The 20,895-nt window shown below is 64.6% G+C and carries 15 protein-coding genes; 6 read left to right on the top strand and 9 right to left on the bottom strand.

Translation table 11 applies throughout. The features are described 5' to 3' along the window. Window positions 1-242: 242 nt before the first annotated feature. Together AB0O52_RS01505 and AB0O52_RS01500 are read left to right on the top strand one after the other, a co-directional pair. Complete coding sequence (locus tag AB0O52_RS01505) at window positions 243-2,642, top strand: GH92 family glycosyl hydrolase (RefSeq protein WP_364532324.1); 2,400 nt, start codon at window positions 243-245, stop codon at window positions 2,640-2,642. After that, window positions 2,545-3,432: a hypothetical protein gene (locus AB0O52_RS01500; RefSeq protein WP_364532718.1), complete on the top strand. Its 888-nt coding sequence runs from the start codon at window positions 2,545-2,547 to the stop codon at window positions 3,430-3,432. The genes AB0O52_RS01505 and AB0O52_RS01500 overlap by 98 nt, the downstream gene beginning before the upstream one ends. A gap of 73 nt (window positions 3,433-3,505) precedes the next feature. Here the strand turns inward: AB0O52_RS01500 and AB0O52_RS01495 are convergent, their stop codons facing one another. Genes AB0O52_RS01495 through nirB form a run of 3 tightly spaced genes read right to left on the bottom strand, consistent with a single transcriptional unit; the run spans window position 3,506 to window position 8,352 of the window. Continuing rightward, a complete protein-coding gene (locus AB0O52_RS01495) occupies window positions 3,506-4,666 on the bottom strand; it encodes a uroporphyrinogen-III synthase (RefSeq protein ID WP_364532321.1) in 1,161 nt (386 codons plus the stop codon). A gap of 10 nt (window positions 4,667-4,676) precedes the next feature. Further along, entirely contained in the window at window positions 4,677-5,711 is a 1,035-nt protein-coding gene (cobA, locus tag AB0O52_RS01490; RefSeq protein WP_364532318.1) for a uroporphyrinogen-III C-methyltransferase, read from the bottom strand. A 13-nt stretch (window positions 5,712-5,724) separates the two neighbouring features. After that, window positions 5,725-8,352 carry a nitrite reductase large subunit NirB gene (gene nirB / locus AB0O52_RS01485; RefSeq protein ID WP_364532315.1) on the bottom strand — a complete coding sequence of 876 codons (2,628 nt, stop codon included), beginning with the start codon at window positions 8,350-8,352 and terminating at the stop codon, window positions 5,725-5,727. 280 nt (window positions 8,353-8,632) lie between these two features. On the opposite strand from nirB, the gene nirD reads away from it, so the two are divergent. Then, window positions 8,633-9,004: a nitrite reductase small subunit NirD gene (gene nirD, locus AB0O52_RS01480; protein WP_364532313.1), complete on the top strand. Its 372-nt coding sequence runs from the start codon at window positions 8,633-8,635 to the stop codon at window positions 9,002-9,004. Between the two features lies 1 nt (window position 9,005). On the opposite strand, the gene AB0O52_RS01475 is transcribed toward nirD, so the two are convergent. From AB0O52_RS01475 to AB0O52_RS01455, 5 genes are all read right to left on the bottom strand, one after another. Continuing rightward, complete coding sequence (locus tag AB0O52_RS01475) at window positions 9,006-10,754, bottom strand: phospho-sugar mutase (RefSeq protein WP_364532310.1); 1,749 nt, start codon at window positions 10,752-10,754, stop codon at window positions 9,006-9,008. Window positions 10,755-10,964: 210 nt separating this feature from the next. Next, entirely contained in the window at window positions 10,965-12,596 is a 1,632-nt protein-coding gene (locus AB0O52_RS01470) for a glycoside hydrolase family 32 protein (RefSeq protein WP_364532307.1), read from the bottom strand. Window positions 12,597-12,702: 106 nt separating this feature from the next. Next, window positions 12,703-14,307, bottom strand: a complete 1,605-nt coding sequence (locus AB0O52_RS01465) for a glycoside hydrolase family 68 protein (RefSeq protein WP_364532305.1) — start codon at window positions 14,305-14,307, stop codon at window positions 12,703-12,705. 545 nt (window positions 14,308-14,852) lie between these two features. Further along, a complete protein-coding gene (locus tag AB0O52_RS01460) occupies window positions 14,853-15,587 on the bottom strand; it encodes a YcnI family protein (RefSeq protein ID WP_364532302.1) in 735 nt (244 codons plus the stop codon). Between the two features lie 117 nt (window positions 15,588-15,704). After that, a complete protein-coding gene (locus tag AB0O52_RS01455) occupies window positions 15,705-16,310 on the bottom strand; it encodes a hypothetical protein (protein WP_364532299.1) in 606 nt (201 codons plus the stop codon). A 176-nt stretch (window positions 16,311-16,486) separates the two neighbouring features. Between AB0O52_RS01455 and AB0O52_RS01450 the strand changes: the two genes are divergently transcribed. Genes AB0O52_RS01450 through AB0O52_RS01440 form a run of 3 tightly spaced genes read left to right on the top strand, consistent with a single transcriptional unit; the run spans window position 16,487 to window position 19,955 of the window. Then, window positions 16,487-17,014, top strand: coding sequence for a PadR family transcriptional regulator (locus AB0O52_RS01450; RefSeq protein WP_364532297.1), 528 nt, complete (start codon window positions 16,487-16,489; stop codon window positions 17,012-17,014). Further along, window positions 17,011-17,727, top strand: coding sequence for an ABC transporter ATP-binding protein (locus AB0O52_RS01445; RefSeq protein WP_364532294.1), 717 nt, complete (start codon window positions 17,011-17,013; stop codon window positions 17,725-17,727). Before AB0O52_RS01450 ends, AB0O52_RS01445 begins: the two co-directional genes overlap by 4 nt. Window positions 17,728-17,783: 56 nt before the next feature. After that, complete coding sequence (locus AB0O52_RS01440) at window positions 17,784-19,955, top strand: FtsX-like permease family protein (RefSeq protein WP_364532291.1); 2,172 nt, start codon at window positions 17,784-17,786, stop codon at window positions 19,953-19,955. A gap of 93 nt (window positions 19,956-20,048) precedes the next feature. Here the strand turns inward: AB0O52_RS01440 and AB0O52_RS01435 are convergent, their stop codons facing one another. After that, a complete protein-coding gene (locus tag AB0O52_RS01435; RefSeq protein WP_364532288.1) occupies window positions 20,049-20,849 on the bottom strand; it encodes a purine-nucleoside phosphorylase in 801 nt (266 codons plus the stop codon). Window positions 20,850-20,895 lie beyond the last annotated feature (46 nt).

Here is a 20,895-nt window from a genome sequence, read left to right as displayed (position 1 = left end):
GGCAGCTTGCGACGCCCCGGCCTCCGAGCAGGCTTCGAAGAAGCTGTTCGGAGGCCAGGACTGTCGTCAGCCGTTAATGATCGCGCCAACAACGCCTGTGTGCCGGTGCGGAGCGGATTCGACGGCGGGGGCCGTCAGACGGCCCGCGCGCGGAACATGATTGACGCTGCTTGGATACTGGGATAGGGTCTCTTGGAAACGTTTCCATGCGCTTTCTGGCTATGTCGAGGGGGACACAGCAAATGAAGATCCGTATCCTGGCGAGACGGGCCAGACGCATCAAGTCGCACGCCGCTGCATCCCTTGCGATCGCCCTCGTCGCGGGACTGATCGGCCCGGCCCTTGTGGCGCAGCCGGCCTCCGCCGCTGGGCCTATTGCGAACCCAGCGGCATCCGTCAACACCTTCATCGGCACCAAGGACGAGGGAAACACCTTCCCCGGTGCGTCGGCGCCGTTCGGCATGGCCCAGGTGAGTCCGACCGGCAAACATTTCGCGGGCTGGCAATACGATGACACGACGGTTCGGGGCTTCGGTCATTCCTACCTCTCGGGCGCCGGATGCTGGGAACAAGGCGGACTGCTTTCCGTGCTCCCCACGACCGGCGAGGTCGGCCCCGGCAAGTCGTTCGACACATCCAACGGGCGCACCTTCGATCACACCCGATATGCCGCGACCCTCACCCATGACGGGGAGATCGGTACCGCCGGCTACTACAGGACCAGGCTCACCTCCTCGGGTGGAATCGACGTCGAAGCCACCGCATCCACCCGCGTCGGGGTGCAGCGATACACCTTCCCCGCGACCGGAAACGCCAATGTGTTCCTCAACACCGGTCAGGCCAATCAAACTCTCAAGGTGAAGAACTCCTCGATCACGATCGTCGGTGACCGCACCGTCGTGAGCGAGATCCGCGTGCAGGGATTCTGCTCGGGGAAAGACTTCGAGTACACCACCTGGTTCGCTACGAGGTTCGACCGGCCCTTCGCGTCTTCGGGAACTTGGAATGAGACCGGCGGCATGCCAGGGTCGACCGCTCAGCCATCGGGCCCCGGGCAGAAGGGCGCCTGGGTGAGTTTCGACACTAGCGAGAACCGCACGGTCCAGCTCTCGACCGGACTCTCCTTCACGGGCATGGCCGGTGCGATCGCCAACCTCGTGGAGGAGGGACTCGATGACAACGGGACTATCATCCCTTTCGACGCCGTCAAGGATGCGACGGTCGCCGAGTGGAACACCGAACTTCGGAAAGCCACCACCTACGGAGGCGCCGCCAACGACAATGTCACCTTCTACACAGCGCTTTACCACGCTTTCCTCCAGCCCATCACCTCGACAGACGTGGATGGCCGTTACCGCGGCTTCGACGACAAGAACCACGTGGCGGACGGCTGGACCTACTACCAGTGGTTCTCGCTGTGGGACACCTACCGCTCACAGAACCAACTGCTCGCCATGCTGCAGCCGGAACGCGCACAGGATATGGCCAGAAGCGTTCTGACGATTCAGCAGCAAGGTGGCTGGCTGCCGCGCTGGGCGTACGCGAACTACGAGGCTAATGTCATGACGGGCGATCCGGCGTCCCCTTTCCTCGCCGACCTCTGGCGGTTCGGGGCGGTGCAGGGCGGGGTGACGCTGGGCGCTGAGGACACCCTGTCCGGCACGGCGGTCGAACTCGATGAGAAGCTCCTGCTCGCGGCGCTGCTGGAGAACATCGACACTGCGCCTCCCGCCGGGAGCCAGTTCGCCGGGCGTTCCGCCATTGCCGACTACATCGCGAAGGGGTATGTGCCCACCAACCGCTGGGCCCCGAAGAAAGGCATGGACACCGACGAACACCACGGGGGTTCGGCGACCATGGAGTACGCGGTCGGCGATTGCGCCGTTTCGCTCGTCGCGAAGGGATTAGGGGACAACGCCACGGCTGTGCGTCTTGCCTCTCGTGCGGGCAACTGGAAGAACGTGTGGAACCGGGCCGCGACCGAGACTGGATACGCAGGCTTCCCGCGCGAGAGAAACGCCGACGGCAGCTGGGGCGGCGCCACCGGGGGATTCCAGGAAGGAACCGCGTGGCAATACCAGTGGCTTGCCTGGCAGGACGCGGACGGACTCGCGGAGGCCATCGGCGGAGTCGCCCAGGCCATCAGCCGCCTCGACAAATTCTTCGACATTGGAGGAGTCTTCGCCGATCCGGCCGGTGCCGCGAGGGGATCCTGGGTCACCGGAGCGCTTGACTACAACCGGATCGAGTACAACCCGAACAACGAACCGAACCTGCACGCTGCGTGGATGTATAACTTCTACGGGGAACCCGCGAAGGCGTCAGCGGTGAACCGGGCGGCCCAAACACTCTTCACCAACAAGCCGAACGGTGTCACCGGAAACGACGATCTCGGCACCATGTCGGCCTGGTACGCATTCTCTGCGCTCGGCATGTATCCCTCGGTTCCCGGTTCGGGTGATCTGCTGTTGCACGCTCCACGCTTTCCGCGGCTGGACCTCGACATCGGTGACACGACTCTGACCATCAAGGCAGACGGCGCCGATGGATCGAAACTGCAATACATCGACGGAGTTCAACGGCACTCCACAAAGCGCGAGCTACATCAACTGGGATCGGTTGAAGAAGGGCGGAACGCTTGAGGTGACGCTCACCGCCGACGCATCCACAACCTGGGGAAAGGCTAGCGCCGACCGCCCGAAGGCTCCGTGCTCGTCGGTCGTCGACGAGGTCGCGCCAACGGTGCGGTTGAACACGGCGCCGGTGACTCCGGGATCCGGCTGGCATACCGGCGCGGTCACCGTTTCCGTCACCGCGGATGACAACGACTCCCGGACGCCGAGCATCCAGACTCGTCTCGACGGCGGCGAGTGGCAGCCGTACACCTCGGAGATCCTCATCGCGGCGGATGGCGTTCACATTCTCGAGGCGCGCGCGATCGACAAGGCCGGCAACACCTCAGAGATCGCACGCGCGCGTGTGGCAATCGATATGACCGCTCCCGTGACCACCGTTCAATCGCCCGTCGCCGACGAGAAGGTTACGACGGTCAAGCTTGTGTTCGATGCGGAGGATGCCCTCTCCGGCGTTGCATTCACCGAGTATCGAATCGGCGAGGAGAAGTGGAGTGCGGCGCCCGCGGACGGGGTGAACTTCGACAAGGCCGGAAGCCATTCGGTCTCGTACCGCTCGATAGACCGCGCAGGCAACGTGGAAGTGGCGCGATCGCTGACTGTGACCGTCCGAGACGGCGGTACCGACCCCGTGGTCGCGACGACTTTGACCGCGACGACTTTGACCGCGACGACTTTGACCAAGGACGGCTGGCTCGCCACGACAGGATTCAGCATGGCAGGGCTGGGGTTGCTCGCCACGCTGCTCGTGTTAACCGGAGCCGTGATCGCGATCGCTATCCGGCGCCGTCGAGCCTGATCCACATCCTGTCGGGCCCGCGGTGCGACATCGCGGCCCGACGGCAGGGGCGCGCTTGGCACCTGGAGGGTACCTAGACGCGGAGCCGGTAACCCCGTTTGACCACGGTTTCCACGAGTCTTCCGTCCGGCAGCGAAGACCGCAGGCGGCTCACCGTCATGTCCAGGGCATGGACCGAGCCGCGCAGTTCCAGAAGATCCGAAAGCGCTTCGCGGGACAGCACCGCGCCCCCGGCTCCCAAGAGCGCCCGCAGCAGGAGCAGCGGAGCCGGGGCCAGCTCCACGACGGAACCATCGATCTTCAAGCAGCGGCCGCGCAGCTCGATGTTCCCCGCGGGAGTGTCGAGCCGGCGCACATGGTTCAGGGCCAGGTGTTCGGTGACGAGCCGGATGAGCGCACCCATGCGGTAGCGGTCCGGGATGAGGGGGGCGAGTCCGGCGTCGATCAGCGGCTGTGCGGTAACGGGCCCGACGGCGGCGACGGTCACCTGGGTCTTGAGGGCCTCGATCAGCTGGCGGTACAGGCCCATTTCGTGGGCAGTGCTCCACATGGCGTCCACGGCAGGTGCGCTCGTAAAGGTGAGCACGTCCAAGTCTCCACTGCAGGCGGCTTCGATCAACCGCGGCAGCTTGTCTTCGCCGTCGGGCTTAACCCAGCGGTAGGGGGTGACGGTGAGGACGGTCGCACCGGACATCCGGAGCCGCTCCAGCTGGCGGACATCGGTGTAGCCGTGCAACTGCACGGCGACAGTCTTCCCCCGGACGCCCTCCTGAAGGAGCATGTCCACCAGTGTGGCGGTGGTTTCGTCACTGCTGATCCCGACGTCGGCAAGGCCTGCCGCGCGGACGGCACCACGGGCTTTTGGTCCCCGCACGAACATGCGGCAGGCGCCCAGGACGTCGAGGAGTTGCTCGCCGATGCCGAAAGAGTCCGCGGCCTCACACCAGCGCCGCATTCCGTAGGCGGTGGTGGCGATGCAGATATCCGGCTTGGCCGCGATGATCGTTTTCGTGTCCCCGATAAGCGTGATGTCTTCCTGGACCGGCGCGATCTTCAAAGCCGGGGCGTGCAGCACGGAAGCGCCGCGCCGTTCGAGCGCCTCGATCAAGTCCCGTGAACGCCTGTGGGATGTCACCCCGATGCGGAAACCGTCCAGGGGCGCATCGTCGTCTGGTGCGGGGGTGGCCAACGGCGAGCCTGCATCGATGGAATCTAGGGCATTCAACATAGTCATGTGTGTTCTTTCAGGCTTCAAGGAGGGAAGCTGCGAGTAGGTTAAGGTCTGCGGTGGCTTCGGTGTGATTGCGGTTGGCTTCAGCCACCCGGACCACTTCGCCGATGACCAGGACGGCCGGGTTGGTGCAGCCCGCGGCCGCCGTTTCGATCGTGCCGAGTTCGGCGATGGTAGTGCGTTGTCCGGGCCGGTAGCCGCGTTCGACGACGGCCATGGGCATTGCGGGGTCCATCCCGGCCCGGCGGAGCCCGGCGGCGAGTTGGGGGAGGGTTCCGATGCCCATGAGGACCACGATGGTCCCGCCGAGGCCGGCCAAGTGGGTGTGCTCCTTCTCGGTCAGCGGTGCGTGGCCCGAGACGACCGTGAACATGTGGCTGACCTCGCGGTGCGTGACCGGAATGCCTGCGGCGGCCGGGACCGAGATGGCGCTCGTGACGCCGGAGATGACGCGGACCGGGATGCCTGCCCGCACGCACGCGCTGACTTCTTCGCCGCCGCGGCCGAACACATAAGGGTCACCGCCCTTGAGCCGGACCACGTTCTTGCCGGCCAGGGCGGCGTCGACCATGAGCTTTTCGATGTCGCATTGGGCGACCTTGTGGTGCCCGGGGCGCTTGCCGACGTCCACCATGTCCGCGGTCGTCAGTTGCGCCAGTTCAGCGTAGGGGGCGAGCCGGTCGTAGAAGACGACGTCGGCGTCCCGCAGCGCGTTGACCGCGCCCATGGTCAGCAGATCGAGTGCGCCGGGGCCGCCGCCGACCAAGGTGACATGGCCCGGCTCGCCTGGAGGCGGCTCGCTGGCGACGGGGATACCTGCTTTCCGGCAGCGTTCGAGCAGGGGTTCCCAGCCGGGCTGGCCATCGTCGACGGCCGCGACCAGGAACGGGCGTTCGGGAAGAGGGCCGTCAGCGTCGGCTCCGTCGGGGGTGCTGAGCCGATGCACGACGGCGCCGGCGGCTTCGTAGCGCCGGACGGCCTGCCGTGCGGTGTGGGCCGAGCCTGTGACCAGAACGTCGCGGCCTGTGAGGTCGAGGGTGAGCTGCATGGCTTCTTGCTCCTTAGTCCCGGCCGCGAACGGGGATCGTGCTGGCGACGAGGACGCCGCCTTTTTCCTCGTTGGTGGCGGGGCGGATCTGGCCGCGTTCGGGGACGAAGGTGATGGCTTCGTCTTTCTGGTCGGGGGCGTTGACGAAGGAGCGGAAGCGCCGGAGCCGTTCCGGGTCTTTGAGGGTCTCGGCCCATTCGTCCTGGTAGGTGTCGATGTGGCGGGCCATGGCGGATTCGAGCTCGTCGGCGATGCCGAGGGAGTCGTGGATGATGACGTCTTCGATGTGTTTGAGGCCGCCGTCGAGTTCTTCCTGCCAGCGGGCCGTGCGCTGGAGCCGGTCCGCGGTGCGGATGTAGTACATGAGGTAGCGGTCGATGTATTTGATCAGGGTGTCGTCGTCCAGGTCCTGGGCGAGGAGTTGCGCGTGGGCGGGCAGGAAACCGCCGTTGCCGCCGACGTACAGATTCCAGCCTTTATCGGTGGCGATGACGCCGACGTCCTTGCCACGGGCTTCGGCGCATTCGCGGGCGCAGCCGGAGACGCCCATTTTGAGTTTGTGCGGGCTGCGCAGGCCGCGGTAGCGCATTTCGAGGTTGATGGCCATGGCGACGGAGTCCTGGACGCCGAAGCGGCACCAGGTGGATCCGACGCAGGATTTCACGGTGCGCAGGCTCTTGCCGTAGGCCTGGCCGGACTCGAAGCCGGCCTCGACCAGTTCCTTCCAGATCTCGGGGAGCTGTTCGAGGCGGGCGCCGAACATGTCGATCCGCTGCCCGCCCGTGATCTTCGTGTACAGGCCGTACTTCTCCGCGACGCGGGCGATCACGCCCAGGCCCTGCGGGGTGATTTCGCCGCCGGCAATGCGGGGGACCACGGAGTAGGTGCCGTCTTTTTGCATGTTGGCCAGGGCGCGGTCGTTGGTGTCCTGCAGGCTGCCGCGGCCGGCGCCCAGGACGTATTCGCTGTTCTGGCTGGCGAGGATGGAGGCGATGGTGGGTTTGCAGATGTCGCAGCCCGCGCCGGTGCCGTATTTGGCCAGGATGTCTTCGAAGGAGTCCAGTTCCAGGACGCGGATGGCGTCGAAGAGTTCCTGGCGGGAGAGGCTGAAGTGCTCGCACAACGCCTTGGAGACCTCGATGCCGGACTTCTTCAGCTCGCCTTCGAGGAGCTTCTTGAGCATCGGCACGCAGGAGCCGCATTGGGTGCCGGCCCGGGAGCAGGTTTTCAGTTCGCCCAGTTCCCGGACGGGTGCGTTGCCTTCGCAGGAGCCGCAGCCGTTGATCGCGTCGCGGATGTTCCCGGCGGGGACGTTGTTGCAGGAACACAAGATCGCGTCGTCGGGCAATTCAGTCTCGGGAGCGTCCCCGCCGCCGGCTGCGGTCAGGTAGGCGCCGGGCTCGGCGGGCAGTTCCCGGCCGAGCAGGGGGCGCAGGCTCATGTACGGGGTGGCGTCGCCGACGAAGATGCCGCCGAGCAGGGTCTTGGCGTCGTCGGTGGTGACGATCTTCTGGTAGACGCCCCGGGCGGGGTCGGCGTAGACGATTTCCAGGGAGTGCTCGGTCTTGGCGAAGGCGTCGCCGAAGCTGGCGACGTCCACTCCGGAGAGCTTGAGCTTGGTGGCGGTGTCGAACCCGGGGAAGGTCGCCTGCCCGCCGTGCAGCCGGTCGGCCACGATCTCGGCCATGGTGTTCGCCGGCGCCACGAGCCCCAGGCACATGCCCTCGAAGTTCGCGACCTCACCAATGGCCCAGATGCCGGGCACCGACGTGGCGCAGTGGTCGTTGATGACCACGCCACCCTTCTCTCCCAGTTCGAACAGCTGTTCTTTGCCTTCCGAAGGGTCCTGGGCGGCGCGGAACAGTTCATCGCGGGGGCGGATGCCGATGGACGCGATGACCATGTCGGCGGGGACGATGCGGCCGTCCTTCATGAGGACGCCGGTGACCTGGCCGTCGTCGTCGGACAATACTTCGGCGGGGTAGGTTCCGGTAAGGACCTCCAGCCCCTTGGCCGTAACGAGTCGGCCCAGCGCCTGGCCGGCGCCCTCATCCAGCTGGGCGTTCATGAGCCAGCGCGAACCGTTGATGACGGTTGCCTGCGCGCCCAACTCCATGGTGCCGGCCGCCGCTTCCAGGCCAAGGAGGCCGCCGCCGATGGTCACCGTCTTGACGGTCCGGCCGAGCTTCCTGGTGAGTTCGGCAATGGCTTTGTTGATGGCCCAGACGTCGTCGAGCGTGCGGTAGACATGGGCGAGCTCGCCGCCGGGGAAGGGGAGCGCTGCCGCGTCCGAGCCGGTGGCCACCACCAGGTGGTCGTATTCGTACGTGTTACCGGCCGCGGTTTCCACGGACTTGGCATCGGGGTTGATCTTGACTACCCGTTCGCCAGTGCGCAGGGAGATGGCCTCGTGCTCCCACATGGACATATCGCCCAAGGTGAGGTCATAGTCCACATCGGTCAGCGCCTTGCTCAGCGTGACCCGGTCATAGGGAACGTGCTCTTCCTCGGTCAGGACCGTGACGTGCCAGCCCTCAAGGCCGCGGGTATGCATGGCATCGGCAAAACGGTGGGCCGCAGGGCCTCCGCCGGCTACAACAATACGGCGCTGGTTTTCTGGGGTGGAAGTGTGTCCGGTCACTGGTGGCCTTTCGCATACGCCGCAGAACGTGCTCCGCAACTTGTCACTTCAGACTACGGACGGGCAGTTACTCTGCAGTTTCCCTTTTGTTTCGTGGTCTTAACTTCTGGGTCACGATTGGATGTCGGGACGTGTGAGGTCTCTTTTACGCGCCGGACACATTGACTGCGTTCCGGTGAAACACGCCCCGCCTACCTTGAAGGTATGGCCGCGTGGCGGCCAACGCCTGAAAGGAACGGACAGCATTTGTCCGGGCGAAGGCATAGCGAGAGGGGTTGACATGACCGTCATTCTGGAACGGGAAGAACAACTGACGAGCGCGCCGACGGCGTCCGGCTGGCACCGTGTATGCCCGTTGGACGAGCTTGAGCCGGCTTGGGGAGAGGCCGCATTGATAGACGGCGTGCAGGTGGCGCTCTTCCGCGTCGACGCCGAAAATGTCTATGCAGTAGCCCAGCAGGACCCTGCGACCTTGGCCAACGTCATGGCCCGCGGCATCACTGGTTCCCGGGGATCACGCCCCACCATTGCCTCGCCATTGCACAAGGAGGTCTACGACCTGCAGACCGGTGAGTGCTATTCCAACCCCGGGCTCCGGCTTCCGGCATTCAGGACCCGCATGGTTGATGGCTTCATCGAAGTCGAACTCTAGATTAGAGTCCCAGCGCTTCACGGACGTCGGCGAGGATCTGGTCCAAAGTGGTCCGCGCGGCGTGCCGGGTTTCTGCGAGTTCCGCCGCGGAACCGACCGACTTGATGACCTCCAGGTAGCACTTGAGCTTTGGCTCGGTGCCACTGGGCCGGATGATCACGCGGCTTAGGTCCTTGGTCAGGTAGAGGAGGCCGTCCGTTGGCGGCAGTTGTTCGCTTCCCTCCGCCAGATCCACAAAGGTCTCGATGGCGGAACCGCCAAAGGACTCCGGTGGATCGGCCCGGAGCCGGTTCATCATGGCGTCCAGCAAACCAAGGTCAGCCACCCGGATGCTGAGCTGGTCGCTCGCATGCAGGCCGTGCACCAGGTAAATCTCGTCCAAGGTGTCGAAGATCGTTTTTCCCTCGGCCTTGGCCGCCGCCGCCAGTTCGGCGATGAGCAAGGAGGCGGAAATGCCGTCCTTGTCCCTGACGAGCTCGGGAGCCACGCAGTAGCCCAAGGCTTCCTCGTAGCCGTACACAAGTCCCGGCACCCGGGAAATCCACTTGAATCCCGTCAACGTTTCCTCGTGGGCGAAGCCTGCAGCCGCCGCGATGCGGGAAAGCAGCCGGGACGAGACGATTGAATTGGCGAAAACGCCACGGCTCGAGTCCCCTTGCCGGGCGTCCGCGGCGTGCCGGGCTACGACATGTGCCCCGAGGAGGGCGCCTACTTCGTCACCCCGCAACATCCGCCAGGCACCAGTATCAGGGTCCTTTGCCGCTACAGCCGCGCGGTCGGCGTCGGGGTCGTTGGCCAGCACGATGTCGGCGCCCGTGCGCGCCGCTGCCGCCAAGGCCAGATCCAGTGCGCCGGGCTCTTCCGGATTGGGAAAACTGACCGTGGGAAAGTCCGGATCCGGTGCTGCTTGTTCTTCCACGAGCGAGACGTCCGTGAAGCCTGCCGCACTGAGTACGGATACCGCAGTCTCGCCGCCCACGCCATGCATGGGGGTCAGGACGATCTTCAGCTCGCGGGCCGGGAAGTTTTCGACGTCGGCCAGGCCGGCCATTGCGGCCTCATACTCGCCGGTGATGGAATCTGGCAGCTCAGTCCAGCCGGATTCAGCCAGTTCAATGGAATCCAAAGGGCCCACGGCTTCGATGCTTGCGGCGATCTGCGAATCGTAGGGTGCCACGATCTGGGATCCCCGACCGCTTTCCTCCACGGCCCGGCCGCCGAGGTAGACCTTGTATCCGTTGTCCTGCGGCGGATTGTGGCTCGCCGTGACCATGACGCCGCCGTCGCAATCGAGGGACCGGACCGCGTAAGCCAGCAGCGGGGTGGGAAGCGCCGAAGGCATCAGGAAGGTGTCGATTCCCGCGGCCGTGAAGATCGCCGCGGTTTCCAGGGCGAAGACATCCGAGTTGTGCCTCGCGTCATAGCCGACGACGGCGCGCGGCCGCGTTCCGGGGGAAGCCGACTCAACGGCGTCCTTGAGGAAGGCCGCCAAACCTGCCGCTGCCCGCCGCACCACCACGCGGTTCATCCTGTTGGGACCCGGGCCGAGGGCTGCCCGGAGTCCCGCGGTACCGAACTGCAGTGTTCCACTGAAGCTGTCTTCAAGCTGTTGACGGGCTGCAGCGACGCCGCTGGAGGCGAGTCCGATCAGTTCGGTCAGTGCTGCCGCAGTGATCGGGTCCGGGTCCTGGGCAGCCCACTCGCCGGCGTCGGATATCAGCTTTTCAAATTCGGCATCGCTCGATGTCATAGGGATAAAGCTATCGTCAAAGAGAATGAATGCCGAGGTCAAGGGCTATGTCAGCCGTCACAGTCCGGCCGCCCCACCCCAAGTGACTCGCATTTGTTGTCGTTATGAGGCGTTTTAACGACAACAAATGCGGGGGCCCACGCCGCCAGGGTTCCCTGGCCGAGCTCGCGAGGCGAGGGTGGCGGTGGGGACTAGTTGGGCTGGAGGGGGTCAGGGTCGCAACCGCGTGCTGCTGAGTACGAAGTTCGCGGTGCCTCCCGCGCTGAAGGCGGCGGCACCCGTGTTGCCCCATTGCGGGAAGAAGATGTCCGAGATGACCGTCGATCCGTCCTGTGTGAAGACCTCCACGGACGAGGAATCCAGAAGGATGCGGAGGCGGACCTTGCCGTCTTTCATGGGCACGGAAGCCTGGTGGTAGGGGCTGAATTTCGGCGAAAAGTTGGAGGTTCCTGCAGCGGAACGGTCCACTTTGAGAGTCTGGCTTGCGCGGTTGTACGAGATGCGGAGGCCTGCTTTCCCATCCGGGGAAGCCCGTAACACCAATCCGGCGTCTGCTGAGCCCGCAACGTCCATTTCGGCGTCGATCAGCTGGGTTCGGGAGCCAAAGTCGCTGCCGAGGGACTTCGTGGAGTCAGTGACGGTGAGGTTTTTGCCATGTACTTCACTGGTCTTTGCGTCCGTGAGCGCATCCGAGGCAGCCTGGGCGATGGTCGAATGGAGCTCGAAGCGGCTTCCCGTGGCTACGAGGGTGAGTTGGCGGGGAATGGCCATGGATCCGCGCCACGGGGTGCTAGGTACGGACTGTGCATAGTCCCAATTCCCCATCCAGCCAAGCAGTATTGGCTTTCCACCCGGAGCCGCGCTGATGGTGTTGGCAGCGTAGAAGTCCGCTCCATGGTCCAGCCACTGCGATTCCGTCAGCGGGTCGCCCGGCTTTGCCGCTTTTTCTGCCGTGAACCGGGTGCCGTCGAAATCGCCCACGAAATACTGCATGCCGGAGCCTCCCGCGATGCCGCCGGGGTTGATGCTCAGGATAAGGACCCACTTCTTCAGTCCGTTGCCGCCGTCGACGTCCATCTGGAGCAGCTCGGGAACTTCCCAGAGACCGCCCTGGGTGCCCGCTCCGGAGAAATCGCTGAGGAAGTTCCAGTGCAGCAGGTCCGTGGATTTGAAGAGTTTCACCACGTGGGCGTCAGCTACCACGGTGGTCATGACCCAGTATTTGCCGGGCTCGTACCAGGTGATCTTGGGGTCCCGGAAGTTGTTCGACGCCGGCCGCAGGCTGAGCACGGGATTGCCTTTGTACTTGGTCCACGACGTCCCGTGGTCCAGGCTGTAGGCCACGGACTGGGCCTGGCTGCCCTTGGGCAGGGCCCCGCCGTCGCCGTATGAGCTCGTGTAGAGGGCCACCAGCGGTGGGTTTTCAGCGCTGCCGAGGCCGGAGGCGTTGTTGGTGTCCGGAACGATGGCGCCGGAAAAGATTTCCTCGCTGGCGGAGCCTTCAATGGCTACCGGCTGTTGGGTCCAGTGCACCAGATCGGTGCTGGTCGAGTGGCCCCACGACATATCTCCCCAGAAGTTGCCGCGCGGATTGTGTTGGTAGAACGCGTGGTACGTGCCGTTTTCGTAGACAAGCCCGTTGGGATCATTCATCCAGTTTTGGGATGCCGTCAGATGCGCGGCGGGCCGCCACGGGTCCGATTCGGACGGCGGGTTCGCCGCGGACGGCGAGGAGTCCGGCGTCGGGGTGCAGGAGCTCGCGAAGATTGCCAGGACGACGGCGACGACGGCGAGTACCGCCTTGCGGGTGGTCCGGAACGGGTGTTGGGGAGAGTAGAGCATGGGACTTCCTGGGTTGTGGCGCGGGGCGCCCGGGGTGAGCCGGACGCCCCTTGTTGCCGGGCAGGCAGCAGATCCCCTGCCTGCCCGGCGGGTTTTTGGCGGTGGCCTACTTGTAGAGGCCTTCCCCTCCGACGCGAACGTTGGTGGGGAGGTAGCCGAACGGGCCGAGGCCGTTCTTGCCGAAGCTGCGGTCCACCTGCGTGATGCCTCCGGCGAAGTTGATCTTTACCGTGGGGGAGAGGGACCCTCCTCGGACTCCGTCGACGTTGTCGATGAACGACTGCACCAGGCCGCCCGGCTGCACGTAGTGCGAGTAGGCCTGGAACTGACGGCCGTTCTGCTGCGCCGACTGGTTGCCGCTAGGGTTGTTCGCCGGCAGGTTCAAGTCGGTCGGCGAGCCGAGTGCGAGGCCCGAGTTGTTCACGGGCTGGAAGTCGGAACGGACACCGTTGCCGACGAAGCCGTAGACGCCGTCGGGACCGCGCATGCCATCGGCGTAGGTGAACTGGTGGCTGATGGTGAACAGGTAGTACTTGTTCTGGCCGTTTTCGTTCTGGATGAAGATCTGCGGGCGCTCGGTCTGGTCGTTGACACAGTTGGCGGACAGGATCGGCGGCAGGAAGTGCCACTGGGTCAAGTCCTTGTTGTCTGCCACAGCCAGGCCGACGCTCGCGGTCTGGAACCACGAGCCGGTGGTGGTGTTCACCGTATTGGTGTTTTCGGCGTGCGGATCGCCGGGACGGTAACCGAGGTCAGCATCCGTGCACTTGTAGGCGCCGCGGTTTCCGGCAGTGTTGCCTTCGAAGACCATGAAGGTCTGGCCCGGGTGGGCCGGGTCTTCGAAAGTGTACGGGTCGCGGAAGGCGAAGCCGGCATTCTGGGCCTTGCTCTGGTAGAGCTTTCCGTCCGGTTCGAGCAGCTTGGTGTGCTGGAAGCCGTCGAAGGTCACGCCGTTCTTGTCGGCGTGGATGTTTCCGAGGGCCTTGGCGATGACCGCGTCCGGAGCGATCCCGCCGCCGCCCGCGTTGCGCTCGGCCCGGTCATAGAACGTAGTGGCCGTGTAGAACACGTTCACGTGGTCACCCTGCATCAGGCGCGTTGAGCCGGACCATTCGGTGTTGCCGATGGAGGTGTTGTCCAGGAACAAGTGTCCGCCGTAGTTCCACTTGTCCTTGGCGGGGTCGGCGTTGGTCTTGCGGAAAAAGTAGCCGATGCGGGCGTTCCAGTGGCGCTGGTCGAAGCCGTAGCCCGCGTGGCGATCAGCGACGAGGGAAAAGATGACGTCCCAGCCCTTGTAGCTGATTTGGTTGGCGTTCTGGTCGGTCAGGGACCACGTGTCCCAGACCCAGACGTCGTCGTTCATGGCCGGGAAGTCCTTGGGGATCTCCGGCATGGTCACGTTGGGGCTCATGGAGTTCACGCCCGGAGCCACGTTCGGGTTGCTCTGGGCCATGATCTGCTTGGCATCCGCCCGCGTCCATTTGGACGTGAAGTTTGCTGCGGGATCAAAGGCTTCCTGCGTGTGGACCGTGGGCAGCGGGAATCCCGGCGTGGGGGCCGGCATCGTGGTGGCCGGCTTGTCGGCAGGCAGGTTTGCCTGGGCAGCGGGGGACGCCATGAGCACCGTGGCGGCCACACTGGCAGCGGCCGCGAAAGCGGCTGCCGACCGCAGACGGCGGCGTGGCCTGTCGGGGTTTGAGTGAGATTTCATGCTTGCTCTTCTCGCGGAGGTTGGACTACGTGGAGTGGGCACAAGCCCTTGTCCGAACTCCGGCGTTCCCGGTAACACCGATGGCGTTGCCAGGAACGCCATCGTCTCGGGCGGAGGGGTTTCCTGGGAAGCCCCGTCCTTCGGTCCTGACACGTCGACTTGCCGGGACCGTTCAAAGCTTGACGCGCGCTGAATGCGGCTGCAACTCGTGTTTCAAGCGGCCGGGGAGGTTATCGTCCACATGTCAGACATATATGCGCAAGCGCTTACATTTTTACACCGCGCGCGTGCCATGAAAAGCGGGCGGGGTCAAATATTTCTGAATAAATCTGATTTATTCAAAAAGTTCACAAGCCATTAACACTGGGGCGAATTGACTTGACAGGAGACGGAAAATTGCCGTGACGACGCCTCTCGCGTACTGCGTGCTGCGCGGCGCGTTCTGCGGGTCGGTTCGATGAGGGCTGAGTGAACTGGTGGTGAGTGGGAGCGCGAACTGCCCGCGCCGGGCTCGGCGCGGGCAGTTCGGGTGTTCGTGGATCCGGCTATTTGGCCTTCGGGGAGCGGGTTCGCACCAGGGCGGTGACGCCCGCGACGAGGCCGATAAGGCCGGCGGCCAGGCCGAACCAGCCGGCCGTGGATCCGGCGTCACTGGAGGTGGTCGATGCCGCAGCTGACGGAGCCGGTGTCACGGACGGGGAGGATGTGGGAGCCGCGGATGCGGCGGCGTCACTGGCAGTCGTCACGAACGAGGGAGCCGGGTGCTCCGGTTCGGGCTGTCCCTCAACGGATTTCTCGTCCCACTTCACCACGGTGCCGTCCGTGTAGGTCTGGGTTGCCGGCAGGGTGATGGTGGTGCCGGCGTCGGGCAGGACGCCCACTGAGATCGAGAACGCCTGGTATTCGTTCTGTCCGATCTGGTGCGCGGCGTCGGCCGTCCACACCACGGAGGTGACAGCCTTTGTCACCGTTGCGCCCGCGACCGTGACGGGCTTGGGCAGGGTGGTGGTGACGAGCTCGGCCGTCCAGCCCTCGACCGGTTTCACCGACACCGAGTTGAAGGGCGTGTCGGCGGGGAGCGAGACTTCGAGTTTGTTGGTCTTGGCGGTCGGTGACTCGTTGGGGACGTTGAATGTCAGGTGCGTGTAGCCGCCCGCTGCGGGGTCGTCGGGATTGACGTTGACGTGTGCGGAGGCGGCTGAGGCGCCGAAGGCGAGCAGCCCGGCAGCAAGTATGGCGGCGCCGGCGGTTTTGAGGGTGCGGCGGTGGGGGGTCTTCATGGCAATGATGCCCTTTCACAAAGGAGGACGGTTGGGGGCCGGGGCGGAGGTAGGTCCGGGCCGGTGAAGGCAACGATCTGCCGCCTGTCCCTGCCCGTACGTGAAAGGGGGCGGGTATTAGGCGGCGGACACTCGTCCCGGCGGACCGCGCCGGGAGGGAAACCGAAGGCCGGGAAGGGCGCGGGGACGCACGGCCGGGGCCGCGCAGGGGGCGGGCGTGCGGAGTGGCTGGATCGCAGCTGGAGCGGGCAGTTGGACCAACGGGCGCAGCCACGCTGCCAGCGCCCATAGTGCTTGTTCGCCCCGTGCGAGCACCAATGCCGTGCCTAAGGTTGCGACCATGTGCGCCGCGAGCATTTGCCAGTCGCTTGCTGCGGCGTGGGTTGAGGCAACGGTGCTTATGGTGTCCGCGGCTGGCGCCAGGGGAACATGTCCGGCATGCCCGGGCTGCAGCGGCGCCACAGCGGAAGCCCCGGACAGCGCGCAGAACGCCCAGTGAAGGCAGAGCTGCCCGGTTCCCAGTAGGCCCGCGAGGACCGGCAATGAAAGGCGGGAGCGGGTCAGTACGGCGACCGGAAGGATTGTCAGGGCACAGAGCGCCGTCAAAATGGCTGGTGCTGGAAGGCTTCCGCCGCCGGCCAAGTGCCCACCCGCGGCGAAACCCAGAATGATTGAACCGATCAGGCCAGTTCGCAAAAACCGGAAAGGCGCGGATGTCGTCATCGGCAGGCCTTTCCGGTTGAAGCGCAGTGGTGGAGAATCACTCAAATTCTACTGGCCCGCGACGCCGGATTTCCCAAGCAGCCCAGGTAGCGATGCCAGACACATCCCTAGAGTTCGAAGGGGAGTCGCCGGGCTCGCTCTGGACCAGACTATAAACTCAGTGTATAGATGGAGTGGTGAACAACTCCCTCACCCTGTTGGGTCTGCTCAGCCGTCAGCCGAGCTATGGCTACGACCTCAAGCATTCCTATGACCGCTACTTCGGGGCCGGGAAGCCCTTGGCTTTCGGGCAGGTGTATTCGACTTTGGCCCGGATGATCCGTGACGAGCTGATCCGCGCCTTGGGCGAAGAGACCGGCGGCGGTCCGGATCGTAAGAAGTACGAGATCACGGTTGCCGGCCAAGACAAGGTGCGCGAGTGGCTGTTCACTCCCGACGTGCCATCAGAGTCCCTGCAAAGCAACCTCTTCGCGAAGACCGTGATTGCCTTGCTGATCGACGACGACGCCGACCGGCTGCTCGACGTCCAGCGCGGCGAGCACATGGCGCGTATGCGTGAGCTCACCAAGCTGAAGCAGGATGCCGAGTTGCTCCAAGTGTTGATGTGCGACCACGGCCTGTTCCACATTGAAGCCGATTTGCGGTGGATCGAGCTCACCAGTGCTCGCCTAGCCCGCCTGAAAAAGGAGCTTCAGAACGCATGAATGCTTTATCCAGCCACCCAGTGGTCCTGAGCGCACGCTCGCTTCATCAGTCCTTCGGCCAGACCCAAGCCCTTCGCGGAATCGACCTCGAGGTCCGCTCGGGTGAGGTATTGGCAGTCATGGGTCCATCCGGTTCCGGCAAGTCCACGCTGCTGCATTGCCTCGCGGGGGTCATGGTCCCGGATTCCGGATCAGTGGTTTACAGTTCACCCGGTGCGCAATTGCCCCTGGAGATTAGTGCCCTGAATGAACCGATGCGGTCGAGACTGCGGCTGACAGACTTCGGCTTCGTCTTTCAATTCGGCCAATTGCTTCCGGAGCTCACAGCGGTGGACAACGTCAGCATTCCGCTGCTTCTCGGTGGAACCAAACGCCCGGAGGCCATGCGCCGTTCGGCAGAATGGCTGGACCGCTTGGGACTGGACGGGATGGGGGAGAAACTGCCCGGTGAACTCTCAGGAGGCCAAGCCCAACGGGTTGCCGTCGCACGTGCCATGGTCACTTCCCCTGCCGTGTTATTCGCCGACGAACCTACCGGGTCTCTCGACTCGCTGGCCTCCGAGAACGTGCTGACGCTCATGCTTGAACTTGTCAGGGAGATCGGCACCACGGTGGTCATGATCACCCACGATGCGCGCACGGCCGCATATGCGGACAGAGAGGTCGTTGTGCGCGACGGCATGCTCGGCGCAGGGTACCGGGGGGCTTCGTGAATCCGGGCTTGCTAAAACTAGCTGTGGTTGGCAGTAGGTCCTCCTACGGCCGGCTGATGGGAATCATGGGTGGGGTGGCCGTCGGAGTGTGCCTGCTGCTGTTGCTCTGGGGTGGTGCCAACGGACTGAACCACCATGACGAGCGTGGTGCCTGGCTGCGTGAAACGGGCGGCTCCTCCATGGCTACCCCCGTGGCTGCGGAAGGGGGCGACGCTACAGAACCGGTAACGCCTGCACCGTTGACGTCGAATACGGCGCTCATGAGGGCAAATCCGGTAGAAGTTTTCCGAGACCAACTGATCAACCGCCGCGACTTCGCTGTCTCCCCAACGACAACCGTGAAGCTTCCCGGCGTTGAACACGCTCCGGGTCCAGGTGAGTACTATGCGTCGCCTGCACTACAGCGCCTGATCGAGGCCACCCCCAGGAATCAGTTGGGGGACAGGTTCGGGCAGTTCGTCGGTTTCATCGACGATTCTGCGCTACCGGGGCCGGATTCCCTGATTATCATCACAGGTGCCACGGAAACCGAGCTTCGACAGAGCGGAGCAGCGACTCTGGTATCCGGGTTCACGTCCAACCCGTATGGCGAGAACGCCAGCGCATACATGACCGTGCTGCTCATCGGGGCAATTGCGGTGTTCTTTCCCGTGCTGTTGTTGATCCGCATCGCTACCGCCTTGGGCGCGGCTGAGCGCCGGGAACGCTTCGCCACCCTGCGACTGATCGGAGCTTCCCCTAAGGTGGTTTCCTGGATCGCCGCCATCGAAACCGCTATCCCAAGCCTGGCGGGGGCAATGCTAGGCATCGTGCTCGCTGTCTTCCTGACGCCGGCCGCGGCCCAGGTCTCGGTCAACGGGACCAGGATGTTCGAAGGTGACCTTGCCACCAAGGGTGGCATGGCCACCGTCGTCGTTATCCTGGTGGTTGTGGCCGCAACCCTGGTGGCGGGATACAGCACTGCCCGGGCAGGAATTGGCCCCCTGGGAGCGGCCCGGATGGTGCATGAAAAGGCGCCAGGCAAACGGCGGCTCGTGCCACTGTTGGCCGGACTGCTTGCCATGATCATGGAAGTTGTCATCACCCGAACCGTGAAATTTCGCACTCCATGGCTTGAAATGCCGCTGCTCGTAGGAGGCTTCTCGCTCATCCTGATTGGCATTGTGATCGTCGGACCATGGCTGACCCTGCATGCGAGCCGGATAGGACTGCACTTCGCGCGCAGCGCGTCCGCGGTCATTGCCGCCAGCCGGATCCGCGGGACTCCCGTGGCGACGTTCCGGTCCGTCGCCGGGTTGGTCGTTGCCGTATTCGTGGTCTCAGTCTTCGCCGGCGCATCCAGCATCATCCAGACGGAAGCCGCGCCCGCCACCCGTCCAGGCCTCATTCAGCCCACAAGCCTTCATGCAACCATTGGCGCTGGACAGGCGCGTGCCGAGGTGGAACAAGTCGCCGACCGAGCCAAGGCGCTCCCCGGGATCCACAGTGCCACCATCGCCTACGCCCACTCTGCCATCGCCAAGGGAAGTGGCCCCGACCTGTACATTCAAGCTGGTGACGCTCCCGCCCTGGGATTTGAAAACATTCCTCAGGCCGACGTCCTGTCCCTGGACCTGTCATTCCTTTACCCATGGACAGCGCAACCGCTGACGCTGACTCCTGCGCCGGTCGATCGCCTTTCCGCACTCGTGCCTGCGGTGATGGTGGTAGGGACCGATGGGACGCCTGAGGCCATGGACCGAGCCAGGACTCTTCTGAACGGTTCGGGCATCACGGCGCAGCCCGCTTCCTCCGTCATGGACACCCAACTGCAGAGTCACACGCGTCTGATCCAGGGCCTCGCGGTACTCGCTTACCTCGGCATGTTTGTGGCCATCGCGGTTGCCGGGATGTCCTTGGCAGTCGCCACCGCATCAGCGGTCTTGGACAGGAAAAGGGTCCTCGGCCTCATGCGATTGATGGGGATGCCGGTGTCAGTCCTGCGCCGGATCATCGTCCGTGAGGCTGCAGTGCCGCTCGTGACCGTGTTGTTCCTCTCAATCGGGCTCGGATTTTTCGTCGCTTGGTTAATGGTCACCGGCATCAACGATAAGTACAGGGTGACCTGGCCCGCGCCCGACTACTTCGCCGCCCTGGGCCTGAGCCTGCTGCTGGCCCTCGTCGCAGTGACAGCAACGTTCAGCGTCGTCCGGGCACATACCGCGATAACCGCAACGCGCTTCGAATGAGGCAATCAACGAACGAACGCCGTCGAGCAGAATTTCTGCCTGACGGCGTTCGGCGTTAGTCCCGCTGTCCTGGCCCTACCCGCGGTTCGTACATCAAAGCTTGGCGATGATGTCCGCCAGGAGGCGCGAAATGCGTGCGGCCGCCGTCTGCCCCGCCTCGATGACTTCCTGGTGGCTCAGCGGTACCGGGCTGATGCCTGCGGCCAGGTTGGTCACGAGGGAGATGCCGAAGACCTCCATCCCGGCGTGCCGGCCAGCGATGGCTTCCAAAGCGGTGGACATGCCCACCAAATCCGCGCCGATTCGCTTGGCGTACTGGACTTCCGCCGGAGTCTCGTAGTGCGGACCGGTGAACTGGGCGTAGACGCCTTCGTCGAGCGTGGGATCCACTTCGCGGGCCAGGCCGCGGATGCGGGAGGAGTAAAGGTCCGTGAGGTCGACGAAGGTGGCGCCTTCCAGGGGTGAAGCCGCCGTGAGGTTGATGTGGTCACTGATCAGCACGGGAGTGCCGGGGGTCCAGGCTTCGTTCAGGCCGCCGCAGCCGTTGGTCACCACCAGAGTCTTGCATCCGGCGGCCGCGGCCGTGCGCACTCCGTGGACTACTGCGCGGACGCCTTTGCCTTCGTAGTAGTGGGTACGCGCGCCGAGGACAAGGGCCCGCTTGCCTTCCTTCGTCAGGACCGAGCGGATTGTGCCCACATGCCCTTCAACTGGGGGAGCGTTGAAGCCGGGAACTTCCGACGCAGTGAGCGTCGCCGTCGTTTCGCCTATGAGATCCGCCGCCGCGCCCCAGCCTGAGCCGAGCACGAGCGCGACGTCGTGGGATTCGACGCCGGTCTCCGCCGCGATGTAGTCGGCCGCAGCTTTGGCGGCCTCGAATGGGTCTGTGTTCATCAGCTCTGTGTTACTCACTGGTACAAACTACAGTGCTGCGCGCGCT

Source organism: Arthrobacter sp. NPDC080073, assembly GCF_040686575.1.
Lineage (GTDB): Bacteria > Actinomycetota > Actinomycetes > Actinomycetales > Micrococcaceae > Arthrobacter.
Note: the sequence above shows the minus strand (reverse complement) of the source record. Positions and strands in the feature narration are given on the sequence as shown.